This is a genomic window from Sediminitomix flava, from assembly GCF_003149185.1.
Classification (GTDB): domain Bacteria; phylum Bacteroidota; class Bacteroidia; order Cytophagales; family Flammeovirgaceae; genus Sediminitomix; species Sediminitomix flava.
Genome location: NZ_QGDO01000009.1, coordinates 57359 through 79220 on the forward strand (window position 1 = coordinate 57359; position 21862 = coordinate 79220).

The window sequence follows — 21862 nt, forward strand, 5'->3', positions numbered from 1 at the left end:
TCTAGTTATAGCCATAAAAATAAGGCATATCAGAGAAAAACTATTACTCTAATATGCCTTGAAATGGAATATATTCTTTTTTAACGATTTTCTAGATGTACCATCAAAATAGAAACATCGGCAGGACTTACACCACTAATTCTTGATGCTTGACCAAGTGTCATTGGTTTCATTCTATTCATCTTTTCTCTTGATTCAGCCGAAAGAGCTTTTAGAGAATGGAAATCGAAACCTTCAGGTATCTTATAGTTTTCTAAAGAAGTCAGCTTCTCAGCTAGTTTTTCTTCTTTTTCAATATACGTTTCATACTTCACCAAGATCTCAGTCTCCTCTTTTACTAAAGTATCGAGACCTGTGATTCGCTCACGAATTGGCTCAGAACAGTCTCCCAAAATCTCCATTGAGACATTCGGACGTTTCAAGATTTGTTCAGCTTTCATCCCTTGAGCTAAAAGATCAAGTCCATGTTTTTCTAATGCCGGGTTTGCCTCTTTAGTCTTTACTGAAGTGTCTTTGATCAGTGCAGTAAGTTCTTCGATTTCTTTATATTTCTTTTGAACTTTTTCATAAGCCTCATCACTTGCCAATCCTACTTTATGTCCTAGTGGAGTCAAACGATAATCTGCATTGTCTTGACGAAGAAGAATTCTGTATTCAGCTCTTGAAGTAAACATACGGTAAGGCTCATCTGTACCTTTGTTGATAAGGTCATCGATAAGAACTCCAATATAAGCTTCAGAACGTTTTAGAATGAATGGTTCTTCTTCTCTGATTTTATTTACAGCATTAATACCAGCCATCAAACCTTGAGAAGCTGCTTCCTCATAACCTGTAGTACCATTGATCTGTCCAGCAAAGTACAAGTTTTCTACAAGTTGAGTCTCCAAAGTTAGTTTCAACTGCGTTGGAGGGAAGAAATCATATTCGATAGCATAACCAGGACGGAACATTTTTGCGTTCTCGAAACCAGGAATAGTTCTCAATGCTTTGTATTGAACGTCTTCTGGTAGAGAAGTTGAGAAACCATTTACATAGATTTCACAGGTGTTCCAGCCTTCTGGTTCAACGAAAATTTGATGTCTATTTCGTTCCGCAAAGCGGTTAATTTTATCTTCAATTGATGGACAATAGCGAGGTCCTAAACCTTTGATACGTCCTGCGAACATTGGCGAACGCTCAAAACCTGTTTTCAAAATGTCATGAACTTCAGGATTTGTGTAGGTAATATGACAGCTTCTTTGCTTCTCTAAAGGAAGGATTTCTGTTTGATCGCTGTATGAAAACTTGCTTGTAGCATCATCTCCTTTTTGCTCTTCCATCGCTTCCCAGTTCAGAGAACGACCATCAACTCTTGGAGGAGTACCTGTTTTCATACGTCCAGCTTCAAAGCCTAGCTCTACCAATTGTTCAGTAATACCAGTAGCAGCACGTTCTGCAGCACGTCCACCTCCGAATTGTTTTTCCCCAATATGGATCAAGCCATTTAAGAAAGTACCGTTGGTAAGCACTACTGCTTTTGCTTTGAATTCGATTCCTAGTCCAGTTTTTACACCTACTACTCGACCATCTTCTACGACAAGTTCTTTAGCCATTTCTTGCCAGAAGTCGACATTCGGATTATTTTCCAAAGCCATTCGCCATTCTTTAGCGAACAACATACGATCATTTTGAGATCTAGGACTCCACATTGCAGGTCCTTTAGATCTATTCAGCATACGGAATTGAATCATGGATTTATCAGAAATGATTCCTGACATCCCACCAAGTGCATCAATCTCTCTTACAATTTGACCTTTAGCAACTCCACCAATTGCGGGGTTACAGCTCATTTGAGCAATAGTGTCCATGTTCATTGTGATGAGCAAAACTTTTGCGCCCATCTTTCCTGCTGCGTTTGCGGCTTCACATCCAGCATGTCCACCACCTACTACAATAATATCGTATTCTGGATACATTATTTTTCCTCTTAGTATTTCCTCTCACTTCATGTTCCACGTGGAACATGATAGCTATATTTTGTAAAATGTTCCACGTGGAACATCAATGTCAAAATACCTCAAAATGGATATATCGGTTAAGAAATAGTTGTTTTTTAAGGCATTACTAAAATTTAGATACAAATATAACAGTAAAGTTGTCTTGAATGTTACTCTGAAAAGAAAAGAAATATTAATAGGGCTTGAAAAAGAATAAGATAGCTGTGGAACAAAAAAAAGCTTGAGATAAATCCCAAGCTTTCTGTATAGAGAGTACTCTTTTGTTTAGAAAAGAGTAACACTGATATCATTGGTATCTTCCAAAATAACCTCGATATGTTCTTGAATTGTTGTTGATAATTCGTAGCCTGTATAGTCTGCCGATACAGGGAATGATCTGTGATTTCTGTCAACAAGAACTGCAATCTGCAATTTGTTCACTGAAATATTCAAGAAAGGTTTCAAGCTATGTACAAGCGTTTTTCCTGTATTCAGTACATCATCTACAATGATGATCACTTTATCGTTAAGCTCTTCTAATGGTTGGTCAAGCTCAATGAAGGTTTGCGTGATGGCTTTTTTATCAAGCGTAACTTTCAACAGTGAATTATTCAGAGGTGAAATAGCACTAAACTCTTTTTGTAAAAGCTTTGCCAATTCGTATCCACCACCTACAATGCCTGCAAAAATAACTTCTTTCTCCTCGAAGTTCTGCTCATAGATTTCAAAGGCAATACGGCGGATTTTACGCATTACCTGTTCATGTGATAATATGATATTTGATTCTGTCATGATAGCAATTCAAAATCGATTGTTCTTTTTTCAATATTTGTGGTTTTCACCAAGACTTTAACCTCATCCCCTATTCGGTATCTGTTGTGGTATCTTTGTCCTACAACCTCTTTGGTTTCGTCATCATAAATGTACATATCATCCTCAATAGAAGTCAAACGAATCATACCTTCACATCGAGTTTCTTTCAATTCTACATACATTCCCCACTCTGTAATGCCCGATACTACACCTTCCATTTCTTCGCCAAGGAACTCCGACATGAATTCTACTTGCTTGTATTTGATGGATGCTCTTTCTGCATCGGCTGCTACTTTTTCTCTTTGAGAAGAATGAAGACACTTATCATCGAAGTCTTCTGCGTTAGCCGATTTTCCTTTATCCAAATAATGTTGGAGGAGACGGTGAGCCATCATATCTGGGTAACGACGAATTGGTGAAGTGAAGTGACTATAATGCGCAAAGCCTAAACCATAGTGTCCTTCTGGAGTGGTTGAGTATTTTGCTTTACTCATCACACGAATAGCTTGACTCTCGATAATATTTTGCTCTGGTCTACCTTCAACTGTAGAAGCCAAATGATTTAGCGTAGAAGCTAACTTGTTACCGTCAGTGTCAATGTCATAACCAAATCGTTTCGCAAAGCTTGCAAATGCTGTTACCTTATCTGGATCTGGCGGTTCGTGAGTACGATAAACCATAGTGACAGGCTTGTTATTTTCCTTCTTACGGAAGACATATTCAGCCACACGCTTATTGGCTAGAAGCATAAACTCTTCTACAAGTTTGTGAGCATCTTGACGAATTTTTGGGAAGAGACCAATCGGTTTTCCATTTTCATCTAACTCAAATCTAAGCTCAACAGATTCAAATGAAATTGCACCATTCTTGAAGCGTTTCACTTTCATCTTCTTTGCAATCTCGTTTAGGGTGATGATTTCTTTGGCAAAGTCTCCTTCTCCCGACTCGATGCGTTCTTGTGCTTCCTCGTAAGTAAACCTTCTGTCGGAATGAATAGCTGTACGCCCGAACCATTGTTTGTGTACTTTACCTTCTTCATCAATTTCGAAGACTGCAGCAAAGGCAAGACGATCTACATGAGGGTTCAATGAACAGAGTCCGTTTGAAAGTTTCTCTGGAAGCATCGGAACAGTACGGTCTACTAAGTAAACAGACGTAGCTCTTTCGAAGGCTTCTCTTTCGAGTTCTGTACCTGGGCGAACGTAGTGAGTTACGTCTGCAATATGGATTCCGATTTCCCAATGACCATTTTTCATCTTTCGAATAGAAATGGCATCATCAAAGTCTTTTGCGGTAAGCGGATCAATTGTGAAAGTAGTCCTGTTTCTGAAATCTCTACGATTACTGATTTCTTCTTCAGAGATAGTTTCAGGAATAGCTAAAGCTTCTTTTTCTACTTCTTCTGGGAATTCGAAAGGCAAGCCATATTCAAACATGATCGAGTGAATCTCGGTGTTGTTGTCTCCCGATTTACCCAATACCTTTTTAATTTTCCCGATAGGGCTTTTGTCTTTGTCTTTCCACTGCGTCATTTTCACAATGACTTTGTCTCCGTTTTCAGCTCCTCCAAGATTGTCTTTATAAACAAAAATATCTTGGTGCATTCTACGTCCACTAGTGACCACAAAGGCATAGGTTCGATTGATCTGAAGTGTACCGATAAACTCGGTTGTTTTTCTTTCAATCAGGCGAGTCACCTCCCCTTCTATTCTATTTCTTCTTTTGTTGTAGAAAGTCTTTAATTCGACCTTATCTCCATCAAGTGCTCTTTTCAGATTTCTTGAAGAAACTACAATATCATTTTCTAGTCCTTCAACAATAACGTAGGCATAGCTTGGGTTTACGTAATCTACGATACCTACTAAGACTTCTTGTTTTTTGGTCGAATGATATGAACGTCCTGGTCTTTCCAAACGATCTTGTTTGACCAATTCGTCAAGTATATTTTGTAAATCTTGTTTGTGAGTACGACTTCTAATCTTGAAGTGTTTGCAAAGCTGTTTATGTGTATAAGATTTATCTGGATCAGAATCGAAGAGTTGCAATAGATCTTTCAAGAACTGCTGATTGATTTTCCCTTCTTCTTTTTTTCCTCTTTTCTTTTGTTTTGTCTTCTTCTGGGACATGTATTTGATTCTAAATGAATGCAGTAAAATTGCTTACGAACGGGTCATTTTTCCATTCTGTTGAGATCCTTTTTCCCTCCGCAAATTTAGAGGAAATATCAGAAAAACATTGGAGTTATGAACATAGAAAGGTAAAAGCTTCCATCTGTTTTAGGAATAATCTTATTTATGGTGCAACACGGATTTGCTGATACTTTACTTGGTTGTCTCTGACTACTGCTTTGTAATATTTTCCGTCATATTCATAAAGGTTTTCACCATTGCGGATAATTGCCTTTGCTCCCTCTGGAAGTTTGTCAAATATATTACCCGAAGGCGAAGACACGATTTCATAGACAGTTTCATTCCCCAAATCAATTGGTTTGTAGTAGGTATTTCCCGATTGGTAATACAACTCCTCTCCCACCATGACTTCTTGGCTTTCTATCGGTAATCTATAAATTTTCATTCCGATGGGAGCTTCAGCCAATTCATACCTATTTTTTTTGATCTGACGATAATACTGTTCTCCATCGTAATAATAAGAATTGCCTTGCCATTCGTAAAGTTGAGCATATTCGGAAATCTCTTTTATCTTTTTCTTTTTAGGAGGTCTTTGTGTGTAGTAGTTATTATCATACGGATAGTACGAGTTATCGTAATAAGGATACGAAGGTCTGTTGTAACCGTAGAAATTATTATAGCCAAAATTGTATCCGTAATTAAAACCGAAATAGGGTGTACAAGCTCTAGGTGTGATTACAATTCCTGATCTGTAATATTGAGCTTCAGTCTTAGGACTAAAATAAAGTAGCAAGCACCAAACAAGAAAGAAGGCACCTAACTTATGCGTTTGAGTTTTCATGTTAGTAGGATTTAAGAGACTCCTTCTTTAATAGAAAAATAGATAGCCTGAAATAATTCCATGAAGGAAATATTTATTTGAAGAAAAATCAGTGAGGATTGTAATTGAAGAAGGAAGTGGAAATAAAAAAGCCTTCAGAAATAAATCTGAAGGCTTAATGGTGACCTCCGCAGGATTCAAACCTGCAACCTTCTGAGCCGTAATCAGATGCTCTATTCAGTTGAGCTAGGAGGCCGTTTGCTTAATTAGCGGTTGCAAAGGTACGTAATAATTTATTTTATCCAAATTTTTCAGAAATAAAATTTATAAAACGTCAAATTAGTTTTAATTAAAACATATTTATGTTAATACATTTGTAAATTATGTTACAAGTAAAATATATGAATTAAAAGTATATAAGTAGTTCGATGTTCCACATATCAGTTTTAATTTCAACATTAGCTCCGCTATCCACATTATCAATTAAACCTCTCATATATTGAAGTCCAAAACCAAAGGTTTGTTCCATATTTCCTATTTGTCCAAGTTCAATGCCAACTCCCAGAAAAAGAGATAGATCTACAGCATTTAAATCATCTAAAAGGACTTTGTCTTGATCGATATTATCCCCAATTTTTATGTCTAAAGCAGGGCCTAAATTGATGTATGCTTTGAGCCTGTCGTTTATATTATTGGTCAATAATTTTAGGCCAAAAGGAATTTGTAGATATTGAATTCTGTATCCTTCCGTAAAATTTTCTGTATTATCACTCCCTTTTAGCTCAATTCCTTTAGGCTGATAAATAAGACCCGTAGAGAAATAATATTTACCACCAAATAAAAACTCAGGCATAACTCCAAAAGCGCCTTTAAAAGCCGTTCCATCACGATCTACATCAAAGGTATTGTCGTTATCATTCACCCGATTATAAATGAATGAACCTGCGAGTTTTATTCCTATTCTGACTTTAGGTAACGATGGGATAGAATCTTGAGCATGTGTTTGAGAAAAGCTCCCAATCAGGATAATAAGGCAGATAATTATTTTTTTCATAGAGACTTCAAATATTCAGAATCAAATTAGTGGAAGTCTGCATTTATAAATATTGAATCTTGACCAAGCTAAAACCTCTGTAAGTTTTATATAAAAAAAGCGGAAGGAGTTAATCTCCTTCCGCTTGTTGATAGATATATAGTTGTAGATAGATTAGATCAAAATACGATTTCTGAACTGTACAAATATGATAGTTCTAGTTGAACTCAGTGTAACGCAGTTATGAATAAAATAAATATTCGAAGTTTCACTTTTGTCTATCTGTTGATAATTGGTCAATTAACTCCTCCCTTATTTTACTGTTTCTTAAAGCTAGCTTTCTATTCATAAAGTACTACTTGAGTAAAATGCAGTAGCAAAAAATAAAGAAATGGATATCAATATTCGAAATTCAAGAATCTTACAAAGCTTAGAATTAGGCTGCTTTGTTGCATTTTTTATTTATTTCATCCAGTATTCATTTGAGTATATCCCTCTGAAGGATGTATTGGGAGGTCGGGAATTACTGAATTATTTTATCGTTGATCTTTTTCAGATTGAGTGGACGGATTATATTTCAAGCCCAAACCTAAAATTGTTACTTAGTATTCTCACAAATGTCTTTTCTGTATTCTTTTTGTCTTGTGGGTTAATCAGTTTCTATTTGAAAAAGAATACGAAACATCCCGTCTCCAAACTCTTTCAGCGAATATTGATCTTAGGTAGTTTAGGAATGTGTGTGTGTTTGATTATGAATATCAGATACAAACAGTTTGAAGAAGAATATATTTTTATGAGCATAATTCAATTAATGCTGCCTGCGCTTCTGATTTATGCGGTGAGAAATAGGGATTTATCGGTTTCAGTGGGAATATTAAAATCATTGTTGAGGTAAAAAGTAAAAGCCACCTTGTGAGAGGTGGCTTTTATATGTTTAAAGAAAACGTGAAGAATTAGTCTTCAATGATTTCAACCTTAAGGATTTTATCGCCTTGGCGGATATCATCAACTACGTCTACATTTTCAACTACTTTACCAAAACAAGTATGGTTTCTGTCCAAGTGAGCAGTGTTTTCACGGCTATGGCAGATGAAGAATTGAGATCCTCCAGTGTTTCTACCAGCATGTGCCATAGAAAGTACACCTCTGTCGTGGAATTGGTTGTCTCCATCTAACTCACAGTCGATTGAGTAACCAGGACCACCTACACCTGTTCCTTGAGGACATCCACCTTGGATTACGAAGTTAGGAATTACTCTGTGGAAAGTAAGTCCATCATAGAATCCGTCTTTTGAAAGTTTAATGAAGTTATCAACGGTATTTGGAGCATCTTTCTCGTAGAACTCAACCGTCATATCACCTTTTTCTGTACGGATAATCGCTTTTTTCATCAGTATTATGAATTAAGTAAAAATTCTAAATCCTATTTGATTTTATAAATGTGAAACTCTGAGAAATTATGAGAAAAAACAAGTTCTCAGCACAAATGTCTTCATACGCAAAAGGTAAATATTAGTTTTGTCGGTCACCGCTCATACTTGAAATATCGACAAGAAGACACTCTAAATGACTTATCTCCATATCTTTACCGTAAATTATTCGACCTTTTTCGAGAATGAGTTTTGCTTTTCCAAACTTATCAATCATTCTGTAAGTAGTGGTGTATTGGTCTTTTTGCCCTTTGCTTAAGTTTAGAAGTGCATTTCGCTTTTCCTCTAGCTTTTGTTTGAAATTACTGATCAGTTCAAAGTATTCAACCTTTCTTTTCTCAAATTCGCTATTGCTATAACCTGTGAGGAAAATGCTATTGCCGACAACTTTTTCAAGAGACCAACTATCACCATGTTTGTATAAGAAAATAGCGCCTTCCATATTCTGAAGAATCAGACCAACTTGGTTAAACCATTCTACTTGCTTTTGGTCATTAGCCCAAAATGGAATAAGTGCATCTTTTTTCTTTTCGAGTACAATGCCATTCCCTTTTGACTTTTCTTCTTTTACAATGAAACCATGCCAGATAGTTTTTCTTGTTTTTTGTAGGATGGAAGCTTCTATTCTGACATTCACATAATGCGTTTCATTATTCAGGTTTTCAACTTGAATTCGACCTTGCCAAGAAATGTATTTGTCCTTTTTAATAGCTTCAATAACGTTCTTTTGGAAGCTGTCATTATCGTAGCGATGTACAGAAATGTATGGCAACAGGTTTTCTATCGATTCATTCTGATTGCAGATTTTAGAAGGTTTTTGTTGAAGAAGAACATTTGCATGGTCTGAAATGTAAGTACAATTTCCGACCTCATCTTTCATTTCGTACTGGAATAAAATAACAGGTAAATGAACGCCTAGTTCTAGAAAACGCTCTTCTGATTCTGTAAGTCTTTTTTCTATTTGTTTGCGGTTGGTGATATCAACAGCTACAGAACATAAACCATAAGCTCTTCCTACATTATCAAAAATTGGATACTTACTGAAATGCTTAATTCGATGATCTTCCGTTTCCATTTCAAAAGAGATCGGCTTTTCTTCCTTCAGAATCTCCTTATCAATATTTACGTTACTTGCATACAAATCTAGTTTGATATCTTGATCAGACTTTCCGATCAAATCAGTTTCTATCATTCCTGTTTCATAACAGAAAGTTTTGTCTGCAAATAGGTATTTTCCTTGTCGATCTTTCAAGTAGATAGATGCATCATAATTATCTAAAATAGCTCTGAGAGCATCATTTTCTTTTGCTAGTTTTAGTTTTGAATTAACAATATCAGATACATCTCTTGTGACTACTGAAATTCCGATTGGAACGGGATCATTACCATAAATAGGTGAATAGAATACATCCAAGTGTATTTTGTGTCTTTCTACGGTTTCGTAGCTATCGGAAATGGTAAACTGCTCTCCTTTAAATGCTCGCTCAAAGTAATCTTGGTATTTATTCTTCTCTTCATCGGCAATGATTGTCCAGATGAATGTTTCTCCTTCAATGATTTTCAGATTCTGTTGTGCATAAGTTTCTTTTACTATTTCGTTCGCAACAATAATCTTGTATTCTTTATCTATAGCTACAATATGATCTGTTGTATTGTTGAGGAAAGCGCTTAATCTGCCTTCTCTTTCCGATAAAGTAGCTGTTTGTGTTTCAAGAGTTTTTTGGTGAGAAACATTATTAATTGCAGCTGCAAAATGAATAGGCTTTCCATCGGTATTTCTAAGGGTGTTTCCTTTAAGTAAATACCAATCATATTCGCCTAACTTATTCTTGATTCTGATTTCTATTTCAAGAGAAATATAGCCCGAAAAATCCATCAGATGCTGATGAACCCTTTCATTGAATTTGACTAAATCTTGACTGTGAATACGCTCTGTAAAAGACTCCCAATGCGGTTGTAACTCACTTTCTCTTAATTCTAATAATTGATAGAATTTTGGTGACCAATTCACTTTTGTAGTTGGAGCAAGATCTCCCTCATGTGCTCTGAGGTCAATGTCAAAAATACCTTCATTGAGGTTTTTTAGCACAATACTGAAACGATCTTGAGCATATTTCAGATTGACATTTTGCTTATATATCTGGTCTTCGAGTGATTTTCGGGTACGTTCGAGTTCTCTTTGTCTTCGCTGCATTTCTTCCTGTGTAGCGGTCAGTTCTTCCATATTCTGACGTAGCTCTTCCTCTTGTGCACGAAGCTGTTCTCCTTGTGTTTGAGTCTCAATCAGAAGGAGCTTGTTCTTTTGTGAGTTCTTGGCAGTTTTTAGCGTAGCACCAATACTTTCACCTAATCTCTCTACAAATTCTATTTGATGTGAGTCGAATTCTTGGAAAGAAGCGAGTTCAATTACTCCTTCAATTTCTTTATTGATTTGGAGTGGAACGATAAGTAAACATCTTGGTTTTGCTCCTCCCAATCCCGATGAAATTTGGATATAGTTATCGGGAATATTATTCATATAAATAATATCACCTTCCAAAAATGATTGTCCGATCAGTCCTTCTGCAAACTGATCATCTATGGCTATTTGTTTACTGATAGCTCGCTTTCTGCCATAGGCATAACATGCTTCCAATTCAAGAAAACGTTCTTTTGGATTATCATTATTCAGAATGAAAATACCGCCTTGGTTTGCCCCAATATATTTTACCAGATTTGTAATAATATCATCGGCAAGAACATCAACATCGGAATGTGTTCTAAGAATTTCTACAAACTGAGCGATGCCCCTAGATATCCAATTTCGTTTCTCATCTTCATCAGCAACTTTTTTGAGTTGGTTACGCATTTGAAGTAAGGCATTACCTAACACATCTTGTTCTGAAGATGGTGTGAATGTTGAATTGAAATCCCCCTCTCCTATCTGAATGGCAAATTCACTCGCTTTACGAAGGTTTTGTTGCAGTTTGTTGGAGGCATCTAAAATATGGTTGGTTTCATCTTTCGAAGTTTCTACTTTTTTCCCAAGCTCTCCTTTTACAAGGTGATTGAGTTGTAAAGACGAGCGAAGAATTGAAAATCTAAAACTGCGAATCACAAATACAGCAGAACCTAGCGACATCAGTACAAAGAAACCTGCAATAAACCCAATGGTTGTATTTAGCTTTTCTACATTATTCTGAATCATCTGAACATCTTTCTGCAAGGCTACTTTTTGTTCATCTACCAAAGGCGTGAGTAGTACTTCTAGTTCTTTGATGATTGGTTGAATCAGATTTAGAAGGTTATCCTTAGTGTATTGTGTGAGCTGTTGAGATGGTGTTTCCATCGAGTTGTCAATGAAAGAATCAAAAGGATCAGCTTCTTTCATCCCACTATTGTCCAAGATGATTTCCCTTTCAGAATTAAACTTGTCGAAATAGATTTCCTGTTCGTCTTGAGCGTGTTTATACTCTTTCAGTAAAACGCCTAAAGCATCAATGCTTCTTTTGTCTTCATCGGAAAGCGTTTTGGAGAGTTTGACGAGCTTTTCAAATGCAGGATTAATTATCAAATCCCATTTTTGAATACGTTCATCCTTGAACTTTGTATTCTGTGTAATAAAGTAAGCCCATTGACTAGCAGAAACTTCATGAATACTGCTCAATATGGTTGTGGTATGTTCGGTGACAGGATTGATGACTGTAAGGGTATGTGCCCCAACAGATTTCACAATCTTGTTCTGATAGATCACTACAGAGGTAAAAAAAGCTAATACAAGTCCGAAGAAGAAGGTAAAAATGAGAATTCTTCCTTGAATAGTATAGATGGAAATAATTTGTAGAAGTTCACTAAGCTTTGGGAGAAGTTTTTCTCTAAGCATTCGTTATATGGGTTTAAATTGGGTCTGATGGTATTTTCTTTCACACACTTCACAACTGCTCTGATAATTAAATTAATCAGCCCATAACAAATAAAAAAGCCCTAGGGAATTTCCTAAGGCTTTCATAAAAATGCTTATAGCTTTTGCTATATAAATGCCATATTATGAGACTTTATCTATGATCTTTTTAATGACTTGCGCAAAGAACTCACCTTTATAAGGCCCTACCCAGTTCATTTCTCTTACTTCTGCTTTCTTGCTTGTATCGTAATATTTGTCGGGCATAATGTAACCAATGTAGTTTCCATTGAAACTTGTAATCATCAGTTTCAGACCTTTTTTGGCAGCATATTTATCGAGCTGATGATCAACTACAATTTCAGCAGAAAAATCAGCTGGCATTCCTATCCAAAGCACATCACCGATTCTACTTACTGTGATTTCGGGAGAAAAATCGCCCATAGCCCATTCGAAAAACCAATTGTTTACTTTCCAGTCTTTGGCAATTCTTAGTTGAGCACCTTCAAAGTCTAAAGTAAAATGTTCTAGAAATAAAGTGTTTGAAGATACTGAATCGTCATTCGAATAATGTATCAGAATACTGTCTGCAACGGCATTTCCTAGAGTTTCTACAAGTTCATAGTTTTTAGCAAGCTTATAATTCGGAGATTGACTTCCGACCATGCCCGCAGAAAACATAGCAAAATCTATTTTAGAATCAGCTTCAAGTTTATCAACCAACACACCAGGATAATCTCTGCTCAGTTCTTTGATTTTTTTACTTAAAGAAGTCGGGTGGGCAGCAAAACTTGTCACAAGCCCTATGCTTCCATCTTCTTTCTGGAGTTTGAGTGTTCTGATTTGAGCATCTTTAGTTCCTTCTCTTGAGATACGATTGTTGGTCAATTCTTGTGCTTCAATTTCAAGCCATGAGAGTTTTCCTTTCTGATAGTCTTTTCTAGCTTCTTTAATAGTTGCAATGATTTGATCTGAAATGGTATCTATTACCAATTCTTCTTCATAAGGTCCTGCGATGAAAAGTCCTGCAGGTGAATCTTGCCAACCACCAAAACCATTGTGTGTATGTGTGGCTGTGAATAGAAAATTATCTTTTGTCAGATTTAGTGCAGACAATTTTTCTTCTAAAGCTGCTACTAAATCGGGAGGGAAAAGCATTAGGTCAATACCTAAAATGAAGAGTTCTTTTTCATGACTCTTGAAGGCCGCTACACTTACAAAGCTAGAATCATGTACCGACTGATAATCGCCTCTCAGACCGTAAGCAGGAAGCCAAACCGCTTCTTTTGGGGTGATATTCGCTTTTGCCCAACTTACAAAAAGTGTTGAGTTTTGTGTGCTTTCTGAAAATGGAAGTTTCTCAATTTTCTCCATAGAGCTTTTCCAAGCTTCCGATTCTTCAAAAGGATTTCTGTCTATGGGAGAAATGGTAAGTACCAAGAACAAGAGAATGGCTCCTAAAAAATAGCCCAAGAATTTTAGCAATCGCTTCACGCTTTTCTATTTATTGATTTAGCCTACAAAGAAAGCTGATTTTATCACTTTTCATAGATGAAAAAGCCTTTTTAGAATACAATAATTGCGTCCCTAAGATTTAGGAGATTGTAAGACGGCTAAAGCTTATCTAAAATTTTTTGATACTAGCTGATGTTAGCAAGCTAAGAACATTTATGAGTTTTGGTTTTCAATTAAAATGATGGCTAATGGATACATCAAATAATATTGAAGGTAAAGTAATTGTGATTACAGGGGCAAGTAGTGGTATCGGAGAAACTACGGCTCTGCATTTGGCTTCCAAAGGTGCGCTTGTTGTGCTTGGTGCTCGACGAGAAGATAGACTGAAAGCATTGGCAGAAAAAATAACAGCCGAAGGAGGAAAAGCAGCTTATCATAAAGTAGATGTAACACAAAAGAGTGAAGTTGAAGCCTTGGTAAAACATGCTTTGGATACTTTTGGCAAATTGGATGTGATGATCAATAATGCGGGTTTGATGGCATTAGCCCCTCTTCAAGAACTGAAAGTAGATGAATGGGAACGAATGATTGATATCAACATCAAAGGTGTGTTGTATGGCGTAGCGGCGGCGTATCCTATATTTCAGAAACAGGATTCTGGGCACTTTATCAATATTTCTTCTGTAGCAGGGATTAAGGTTTTTGGAGCAGGAGGTACAGTATATAGCGGAACTAAGTTTGCTGTGAGTGCTATTTCTGAAGGTTTTAGAAATGAAGTAGGGCCAAAAATCAGAATGACGAGTATTTTACCTGGAGGTGTGGTCACTGAATTGCAGTATGGGAGTACGCACAAAGAGACGCTTCAGTTTCTTGACGAATTCAGTAAAAACATAAGTATTACCCCAATTTCGATAGCTAAAGGTATTGCTTATGCGATTGAACAACCCGAAAATGTAGATGTGAATGAAATTGTAATCCGCCCGACTTCTCAAGAATTCTAATCTTCCCACTTGAAGAGTGTATTTCAATAAAGACTCAAATCAGCGGACTGTTGGTTTGAGTTTTTCTTTAAGAGCGTATTTAAACTATTTTAATTTAGCGAAGCTTATTAGACATTCAAGAATACAGAAATAGTTCTATCATTACATAAACAATTAAAAGCTTTTGAGGTATTTTTGTAGTAGACAGATTTTTAGACCTTAAGAATACAGTGGAAATGAAATCACAGATCAAAAGATTGACCATACTACTATTTATCAGTTTGTTTGCTTTTACTTCTTGTAAAAAAGGAGCTCCAAAACCAGGAGAAATAGCACCAGACTTTAAACTTTCTTCGGTAGATGGGAAAGAATATATTTTAAGTGCTGAAAAAGGAAAATTGGTAATGGTGATGTTCTGGACAGATAACTGTGATATCTGTAAAAAAGAAATGCCAATTGTAGAGAAAAACTACAAGGACTTGAAAGAGCAAGGTTTTGAAATCTTGGCAGTTTATGTGGGTGAGTCTAAAACAGCTCCAAAAGAGTTTAAAGATAAATATGGTCTGACTTTTCCACTTTTAGTTGGTGGCTTAGACGTTGCTTTAGATAATTATGCGGTAAATGCTACACCAACGAACTTTATAGTGAGTCCGAGTGGTAAAGTAATACGTAAGATTGTCGGTTTAGTGGAAAAACCTCAGATCGAAGGATTCTTATATAACATAAAGCGTGACGCAAAATAAGCTTCAACTAAAACTTAGCTAAACATGAAATTAAACTACATTATTGCCTTAGTTGCATTTGTTTTTACTTTTTCTTCTTGCCAACAAAAAACAAGTGAAAACAAGGCTAACGAAACAGAGCAGCACGAACATAACCATGACCATGACCACGGACATGATCATAACCACGATCACGGGCATGACCATGATCACGGCACTACTACTACAGATAAAGAAGCGGACAAGAAGGATACTTGTTCGCACTGCGGAATGCGTAATGAAGATTTTAAAAAGTGGAATGCATACATTCAAGATGGAACAGAGAGCTATACTTTCTGTTGTACACGTTGTATGATTGCTTCCAAATTGGAAAATAAGGATAAGCTATCTGCTGAGGCAGAGTACCAAGTAACAGATTATTATACCTTGAAAATCATCAATGCCGATGCTGGTTTTTATATCATGGGAAGCGATGTAGCAGGTCCGATGGGAAAAGACTTTATTGTAGTTGATTCTAAGAAAGCTGCAGAAGATTTTATTAAAGATCACGGAGGAGAAAAACCTGTGAAGTTTAAAGATATTTCGATGGCAATGTTGATGAAAGCAGTTAAATAAAGACTGTTAAATCCCATTTTAAGAATACCAAAAGGTAAGTTTACTAGCGATAGTGGCTTATTTTTTGGTATTTTTCGTTTCTCAAATCTAGATCAAAGAACAGATAACAGAAGGATATAAATAATGAATAAATTTTTTAGTGGAATCGGAATTGTGTTTTTAGTCTTTATATGGGCTTGTGGAGGAGAAGAACAAGTTTTTTTACCAAAACCTAAAGGCTATCATCGTATCGAATTTCCTAAACATACTTTTCAAGAATTTCCGAAAGAGTTTGGGAATTTTCCATATGCGTTCCGCTTTTCTGACCAAGCAGAAATGAAGCCTGATACTTCTAAAATGTCAGAGCCATATTGGGCAGAAATTTACTATCCTCAATACAATGCTACCATTGATATTTCTTACAAACCGATCTACAATAGCTTAGACTCTTTGGCAGGATATTTCAATACTTCGCTAAAGCTAACGCATAAGCACAGTATCAGAGCTACGAAGATTGAGGAGTATAAAAGTTATGGGGAGAACGGAGATATTATTATGGAGTTTGAGCTAGAAGGACAAGTGCCAAGTCAGTACCAATTTTTCCGTACAGACTCAGCACAACATTTCCTTAGAGCAGCACTTTATTTTCCAACTTCAACAGCCAATGACTCTCTAGCACCCGTGATTAATTACATCAGAGAAGATATGCAAGAGATGTTGAAAACTGTTACTTGGAAAGACTAGCATTCATGTAGTGCCAAAGCACAACACCCATAGTCACAGATATATTCAGAGAGTGTTTGGTTCCGAATTGTGGAATTTCCAAAGCCATATCCGAACACTCTACTACTTTTTCATCTACACCAAATGCCTCATGTCCGAAAATGAAGGCATATTTTTTATCAAAATCAGGCTCAAAGTCATTTAGCATAACACTATCTGTTACTTGCTCTACACAAACAATGGTATAGCCTTCTTCCTTCAATTTCTCAATTGCTTGAGTTGTTTCTTCAAAATGCTCCCAAGTTACGGTGTCTTGTGCGCCAAGAGCTGTTTTTTGGATATCTCGGTGTGGTGGTCGAGCTGTAATTCCACACAGGTAAAGCTTCTCAATCGCGAAAGCATCACTTGTACGGAAAGCAGAACCTACATTGTTCATACTTCTTACATTATCCAAAATAACCACGACAGGGTTTTTCTTTGTTTCTTTAAACTCTTCGGCCGATTTTCTGCCGAGTTCGTGCATTTCTAGTTTTCTCATAACTTCCTTTAGATCAATCTCTCCCTAGACAGTAACAGCTAAAACAGCTCCCTCTGTTCTTAAAGTTCTTGTTAGCCTCTAAGAACAATGTCTGTCGTTCTTTTCTATAATTATCTCCACTTGCGCGCTTCAAGCTTACAAAGTGCCAATTCTCTATTGTTGTAAAGTGTCTCAAAGATACTCTGATCTTGAACAAGCATCGGATCTTTTTCCAAGTAGTTGAAAAGAACTTCGATAAAGCCCAAAACGCCTTCTTTGATAGAGTAGAATGTCCACTGATCTACTTTTCTAGAAGTGACAAGGCCTGCATTTTTCAAATAAATCAGATGTCTTGAGGTCTTAGTTTGAGTGAAGTCAAGGATGAGTTCGATATCGGAAATACACAATTCCTTGTTTCGGAACAGCAAATGCATAATGCGGATGCGGGATTCTTCGCTAAATGCCTTCATGATTTGCGTTCCCAACGAAAGATTAAAGTGCTTCAGTTTCATTAGTGAATATATTCGTTTATACAAATGTATAAAAAAATATGTGAAACACTACTTTGTATTTTATTGAAGTAAGAGATATAAATTGTATTAAAAGGCGGCTTTTCAGATATTTGTCAATATTTTGTGGAGAAAAGCCAATTTTTATGTTGGTGAAATTCAAAATAGAGCATTAAGAACTAAATTCTAGCGCATTTCAAAATAGATTAGCAGTGGAAAGAGTGATCAAAATAGGAACAAGAGGAAGTAAATTGGCATTGTGGCAAGCCGATTATGTAGCAGATTTATTGCAACAGAAAGGACTACAGTCAGAGATTGTCATTATTGAGACGAAGGGAGATAAAATCCTTGATCGCTCGCTATCCAAAATTGGAAGTAAAGGAGTTTTTACCGAAGAATTGGAAGACCAATTGCGCACAGGTGGAATTGATATTGCGGTGCATTCGGCTAAAGACATGCAAGCTACGCTTCCTGAAGGTTTCAAGATCATTGCTTTTACAGAAAGAGAGCTTGTAAATGATGTCATTGTCAGCTTAAAAGATGGAATTGACTTGAACAACGGTAAAGAAGTTGTTTTGGGTACGTCATCAGTTAGACGAGTAGCAATGCTAAAACACTACTATCCTCATGTAAAGGTGGTAGATATGCGAGGTAATTTGCAGACTCGTATGCGTAAATTGGAAGAAGGACAATGTGATGCTTTAGTACTTGCTTATGCAGGTGTGCATAGAATGCACTATGAAGAACATATTACTCAGCACTTGCCATTGGATCAGTTTACTCCAGCAGCAGGACAAGGTAGTGTGGCTATTGAAGTTTCTGAAAACCTTGATGAAGCAGTCATAAAAGAAATCAGAAATGCGGTTAATGATAAAGATACAGAATACCGTTTGTTAGCAGAGCGTTCTTTCTTACATACTTTACAAGGCGGTTGTAGTATTCCTGCATTTGCTTTAGCCAATTTGGAAGGTTCTGAAAATATCTCGATCACAGGTGGATTGGTAAGACTAGATGGTTCTGAGGTCATTAAGAAAACGTTGAATGGTTCAAAAGAAGACGCTGAAAGACTAGGAGACGAAGTGGCACAGTGGATTTTGGACAATGGCGGTAAAGAACTTTTAGCAGAGATCAAACAACAGAAGTAATTCTGAGTTATTTATACAGTTTGACTGTATTGTCTGTGTGTTAATTAAGAACTGACTACTATCAGCTAGGAAATGGGAAGAGCTAAACAACCTTTTCCCATTTTCTATATTTAAAATATACTTTCCTATGCAAGGACTTTTAGATCAGAAAATTGAGAATGGAGGATTTGTCATCACCAAAACAGAAGAGTTGCTCAACTGGGCGAGACTTTCGTCTATGTGGCCTTTAGGTTTTGGTTTGGCTTGTTGTGCAATCGAGATGATGGCAACATTCGCCTCTAATTATGACTTAGACCGTTTGGGTATTTTTCCCCGAAATTCTCCTCGTCAATCTGATGTCATGATCGTTGCAGGAACTGTGACTTTCAAAATGGCTGACCGTATTCGTAGACTTTACCAACAAATGGCAGAGCCTCGCTATGTAATTTCAATGGGAAGTTGTTCGAATTGTGGAGGTCCTTATTGGGAACATGGTTATCATGTTGTAAAAGGGGTTGACCGTATTGTTCCTGTAGATGTGTATGTTCCGGGTTGTCCTCCAAGACCAGAAGCACTTATCGGTGGTTTATTGAAACTTCAAGATAAGATCAGAAAAGAAACAATTGTTGCGCCTAAAGGTATTGAAGCATTGCTCTAATTGATTAGCTATGAACAAAGAAAAACAAGAACATATTATCTCTTTGCTAAAAGACCAGTTTGACGAATCCGTGATTACAGATGTAATTGAAGATCCGCTTCAAACTACTTTAGTTGTAGCTAAAGAGCAGTTGCTAAATGTCTGTACATTTTTACATACAGATAGAAGTTGTTTTTTTGATCAGTTGTCTTGTGTTACAGGAATTGACAATGGTCCGAAAGAGAACTCAATGGAAGTGATCTATAACTTCTACTCTATCCCTTATAATGTAAGCCTTGCTGTAAAAGTAATGCTTGACAGACCTGAAAAGGAACTTCCGTCGGTGCCTAGCTTATGTTCTATTTGGAAAGGAGCTAACTGGCTAGAACGTGAAGTATTTGACCTTAATGGGATCAATTTTGAAGGTCATCCAGATATGAGAAGAATTCTATTGCCAGAAGATTGGGAAGGACATCCATTGCGAAAAGACTACAATGTACAGGAATATTACCATGGCATAAAGGTAGAATATTAGTGAATATTGAAGGAGTTTTCATATGAAGACTTGCACATATAAAATATATTCCTTTCTTAGTAGCTAACGTGCAGTTTTGCACTTGATTATAGGAATCATTATTCAACCTGAAATATAAATTCATGGAAATTGAGGCAGACAGAATAGAACGAACGGCTTTTATTCTGAAAACGATTGCTCATCCTGTTCGTCTGAAAATCATTGAACTATTGAGAGATAGAGAAAGAATGACTGTGGGAGAGCTTTGTGAAGCTTTGAACTGCGAACAGTCATTGACTTCACATCATCTTTCGAATATGAAACTCAAAGGTATTTTGAGCTCGAAAAGAGAAGGAAAAAATATGTATTATTCGCTCAAAGAGAAAGATGTGACCAACATCTTGGACTGCTTGAAAAATTGCGGTTGCAATATGGGCTAATACGAATATTCTTTTGTGAAAGAAGGTAGAGAGACACTTTGTTACAACATAGTGTCTTTTTGTTTTTTAGAGTAAAAAAATAAGGCTTCCCAAAATTGAGAAGCCTTTTATATTTTTCAGTGAAAACCGATTACAGCATCAAAAGCTTGTCTTCCAATTTCTGAAGGATACGCTTTTTCGTTTTCAACTTATTGATGAAGTTGTTACGTTGCTGATACAATTGGTAATCTTGAGGATCATTTGAATTGAAGTTAGATCCATGACGAGAATTGAATTCGTACAATTCGCTTTCGTCTTGTTTGATTGAATCTCTCAACAAGTCCATCTTGATTTTCAATTGCTCAAAATCAGATTTCGTGTATAAATCTGGGTGCAAGTTCTTCGCCATTCTTTCTAGGAAGTGACTTTCGAAGATTTCGTTACAGATAATACGGAATCTCAAGTTGTACTCTTTATCTTCTGGAGCTTGAAGTTTACCCAATTGCTTCCAGTCGTTTTGAAGTGTCTTGATCTTCGCAATATTGTATGGAGAACCACTCTTCAAGAAAGACTCTGCAGTTTCCAACAATTCTTTCTTCATCTCGATAGGAGATTTTCTTCTGTAAGAAGAACGTTGACTCTTAAGGTCATTGAAGAATTTGGCTGTTTCTTTCTTGAATTCGTAAAGTGTCTTGTTGATTTTCATCTTCGGCACTTTACCAACTTCTCTCCACTCGTTTTGAATATCTTTAACCTCGTTCACGAATTCTTTACCACCGCCAATACGGTTAATTCGCTTCACTTGGTTCAATAAGCTACGGTACTTGAACAGACGGTCACGCATGATACGTTGCATTTCTTGGTAGAAATCGCCACGTCTCTTGAAGAAGAATTCCATAGCATCATTGAATTGCTCTGAAAGTTTTTCCTCTTCTTCTTTTACAGCACTACCAGTCTTGATCCAATTCATTTTTAATTCCTTGAATCTTTCAGTGCCGTCTTTCCATTCAGTAGAATATTTAGCCTCTTGAGCTTCTTTTAAAAGAGCAGTCTTGATTTCGAAGTTTTTGTCTCTGTTTTTGGCAATGTACTCGTTAATTTCATCTTCTAGTACATTGATTTCTTCATAGAGTTTTGTGAAATCACCTAATCCATTGTAAGTCGCTAAGTAAGTACGCATATGGATTAGTTTCATGAGATATGAACCTTTGTTCTCTGCAGTGTGAATCGAATCTTTCACTGCTTGAACCTTTTTGGTTACCATATCAAAGCGATTAACGAAATATTTTAAACTTTCCTCATCACTTTCTCTAACATCGCCTATTTCTCGGTCTTGAAAGTCGAAGTAGCCTCTAAGAATAACCTTACCGTCTTTAATGTAGCCGTACTCTGTGATTTCCTTATACTCTTTGATCGGGGTAGTTGATGACATTGCTTATTGTCTGTTTGGTTAATAGTTATCTGTATGTTTTAGTAAAACTATCTATTCTTGAAATTCAAGAAATTAGTATATATTCCTGTTTCGAATTCTGAGAATCTCTTTTAGTGTAATTGAAAGAAATAATAATCACGAGATTATTACTTCCC

General features: G+C 36.4%; 20 protein-coding genes and 1 tRNA gene. 9 read left to right on the forward strand and 12 right to left on the reverse strand.

Annotated elements, in window-relative coordinates; genetic code table 11:
* Nucleotides 1-80: 80 nt before the first annotated feature.
* The 6 genes from mnmG to BC781_RS22895 form a co-directional block, all read right to left on the reverse strand.
* A complete protein-coding gene (gene mnmG / locus BC781_RS22870) occupies nucleotides 81-1955 on the reverse strand; it encodes a tRNA uridine-5-carboxymethylaminomethyl(34) synthesis enzyme MnmG (RefSeq protein WP_109622387.1) in 1875 nt (624 codons plus the stop codon).
* A 306-nt stretch (nucleotides 1956-2261) separates the two neighbouring features.
* The gene (locus BC781_RS22875; protein ID WP_109622389.1) at nucleotides 2262-2768 is read right to left on the reverse strand and encodes a phosphoribosyltransferase family protein; all 507 of its coding nucleotides are present in this window, start codon (nucleotides 2766-2768) and stop codon (nucleotides 2262-2264) included.
* Nucleotides 2765-4915 (reverse strand): ribonuclease R, encoded by a 2151-nt coding sequence (gene rnr / locus BC781_RS22880; protein ID WP_109622397.1) that lies wholly within the window; start codon nucleotides 4913-4915, stop codon nucleotides 2765-2767. The genes BC781_RS22875 and rnr overlap by 4 nt, the downstream gene beginning before the upstream one ends.
* 166 nt (nucleotides 4916-5081) lie before the next feature.
* Nucleotides 5082-5759, reverse strand: coding sequence for a DUF6515 family protein (locus BC781_RS22885; RefSeq protein WP_109622399.1), 678 nt, complete (start codon nucleotides 5757-5759; stop codon nucleotides 5082-5084).
* 158 nt (nucleotides 5760-5917) lie between these two features.
* Nucleotides 5918-5994, reverse strand: a tRNA-Arg gene (locus BC781_RS22890).
* A gap of 150 nt (nucleotides 5995-6144) precedes the next feature.
* A complete protein-coding gene (locus tag BC781_RS22895; RefSeq protein ID WP_109622402.1) occupies nucleotides 6145-6792 on the reverse strand; it encodes a porin family protein in 648 nt (215 codons plus the stop codon).
* Between the two features lie 370 nt (nucleotides 6793-7162).
* Between BC781_RS22895 and BC781_RS22900 the strand changes: the two genes are divergently transcribed.
* Nucleotides 7163-7666, forward strand: a complete 504-nt coding sequence (locus BC781_RS22900; protein WP_109622404.1) for a hypothetical protein — start codon at nucleotides 7163-7165, stop codon at nucleotides 7664-7666.
* A 58-nt stretch (nucleotides 7667-7724) separates the two neighbouring features.
* Here the strand turns inward: BC781_RS22900 and BC781_RS22905 are convergent, their stop codons facing one another.
* The 3 genes from BC781_RS22905 to BC781_RS22915 form a co-directional block, all read right to left on the reverse strand.
* Nucleotides 7725-8162: a peptidylprolyl isomerase gene (locus BC781_RS22905; protein ID WP_109622406.1), complete on the reverse strand. Its 438-nt coding sequence runs from the start codon at nucleotides 8160-8162 to the stop codon at nucleotides 7725-7727.
* Between the two features lie 121 nt (nucleotides 8163-8283).
* Nucleotides 8284-12063: a PAS domain S-box protein gene (locus BC781_RS22910; RefSeq protein WP_109622408.1), complete on the reverse strand. Its 3780-nt coding sequence runs from the start codon at nucleotides 12061-12063 to the stop codon at nucleotides 8284-8286.
* A gap of 162 nt (nucleotides 12064-12225) precedes the next feature.
* The gene (locus BC781_RS22915) at nucleotides 12226-13575 is read right to left on the reverse strand and encodes a neutral/alkaline non-lysosomal ceramidase N-terminal domain-containing protein (RefSeq protein ID WP_109622411.1); all 1350 of its coding nucleotides are present in this window, start codon (nucleotides 13573-13575) and stop codon (nucleotides 12226-12228) included.
* A 209-nt stretch (nucleotides 13576-13784) separates the two neighbouring features.
* Here BC781_RS22915 and BC781_RS22920 point away from each other — a divergent pair, with 209 nt between their 5' ends.
* The 4 genes from BC781_RS22920 to gldD all read left to right on the forward strand — a co-directional run bounded on the left by BC781_RS22920 (nucleotide 13785) and on the right by gldD (nucleotide 16576).
* Entirely contained in the window at nucleotides 13785-14537 is a 753-nt protein-coding gene (locus BC781_RS22920) for an SDR family oxidoreductase (RefSeq protein WP_109622413.1), read from the forward strand.
* Nucleotides 14538-14752: 215 nt separating this feature from the next.
* Nucleotides 14753-15259 carry a redoxin domain-containing protein gene (locus tag BC781_RS22925; RefSeq protein WP_109622415.1) on the forward strand — a complete coding sequence of 169 codons (507 nt, stop codon included), beginning with the start codon at nucleotides 14753-14755 and terminating at the stop codon, nucleotides 15257-15259.
* Nucleotides 15260-15283: 24 nt separating this feature from the next.
* Nucleotides 15284-15853, forward strand: coding sequence for a nitrous oxide reductase accessory protein NosL (locus BC781_RS22930; protein WP_109622417.1), 570 nt, complete (start codon nucleotides 15284-15286; stop codon nucleotides 15851-15853).
* Between the two features lie 123 nt (nucleotides 15854-15976).
* Nucleotides 15977-16576: a gliding motility lipoprotein GldD gene (gldD, locus tag BC781_RS22935; RefSeq protein WP_109622419.1), complete on the forward strand. Its 600-nt coding sequence runs from the start codon at nucleotides 15977-15979 to the stop codon at nucleotides 16574-16576.
* Here gldD and BC781_RS22940 read toward each other — a convergent pair.
* Together BC781_RS22940 and BC781_RS22945 are read right to left on the reverse strand one after the other, a co-directional pair.
* The gene (locus BC781_RS22940; RefSeq protein ID WP_109622421.1) at nucleotides 16560-17093 is read right to left on the reverse strand and encodes an RNA methyltransferase; all 534 of its coding nucleotides are present in this window, start codon (nucleotides 17091-17093) and stop codon (nucleotides 16560-16562) included. The two genes, gldD and BC781_RS22940, sit on opposite strands and share 17 nt — an antisense overlap.
* A gap of 110 nt (nucleotides 17094-17203) precedes the next feature.
* A complete protein-coding gene (locus tag BC781_RS22945) occupies nucleotides 17204-17584 on the reverse strand; it encodes an ArsR/SmtB family transcription factor (RefSeq protein ID WP_109622423.1) in 381 nt (126 codons plus the stop codon).
* 209 nt (nucleotides 17585-17793) lie between these two features.
* On the opposite strand from BC781_RS22945, the gene hemC reads away from it, so the two are divergent.
* The 4 genes from hemC to BC781_RS22965 all read left to right on the forward strand — a co-directional run bounded on the left by hemC (nucleotide 17794) and on the right by BC781_RS22965 (nucleotide 20296).
* Nucleotides 17794-18726: a hydroxymethylbilane synthase gene (hemC, locus tag BC781_RS22950; protein WP_109622425.1), complete on the forward strand. Its 933-nt coding sequence runs from the start codon at nucleotides 17794-17796 to the stop codon at nucleotides 18724-18726.
* Nucleotides 18727-18853: 127 nt separating this feature from the next.
* Nucleotides 18854-19363, forward strand: a complete 510-nt coding sequence (gene nuoB / locus BC781_RS22955) for an NADH-quinone oxidoreductase subunit NuoB (RefSeq protein WP_109622427.1) — start codon at nucleotides 18854-18856, stop codon at nucleotides 19361-19363.
* A gap of 10 nt (nucleotides 19364-19373) precedes the next feature.
* Nucleotides 19374-19877, forward strand: coding sequence for an NADH-quinone oxidoreductase subunit C (locus tag BC781_RS22960; RefSeq protein ID WP_109622429.1), 504 nt, complete (start codon nucleotides 19374-19376; stop codon nucleotides 19875-19877).
* Nucleotides 19878-19999: 122 nt separating this feature from the next.
* A complete protein-coding gene (locus BC781_RS22965; RefSeq protein ID WP_109622431.1) occupies nucleotides 20000-20296 on the forward strand; it encodes an ArsR/SmtB family transcription factor in 297 nt (98 codons plus the stop codon).
* A gap of 130 nt (nucleotides 20297-20426) precedes the next feature.
* Here the strand turns inward: BC781_RS22965 and BC781_RS22970 are convergent, their stop codons facing one another.
* Nucleotides 20427-21707 (reverse strand): DUF349 domain-containing protein, encoded by a 1281-nt coding sequence (locus BC781_RS22970; protein WP_109622433.1) that lies wholly within the window; start codon nucleotides 21705-21707, stop codon nucleotides 20427-20429.
* Between the last annotated feature and the right edge of the window lie 155 nt (nucleotides 21708-21862).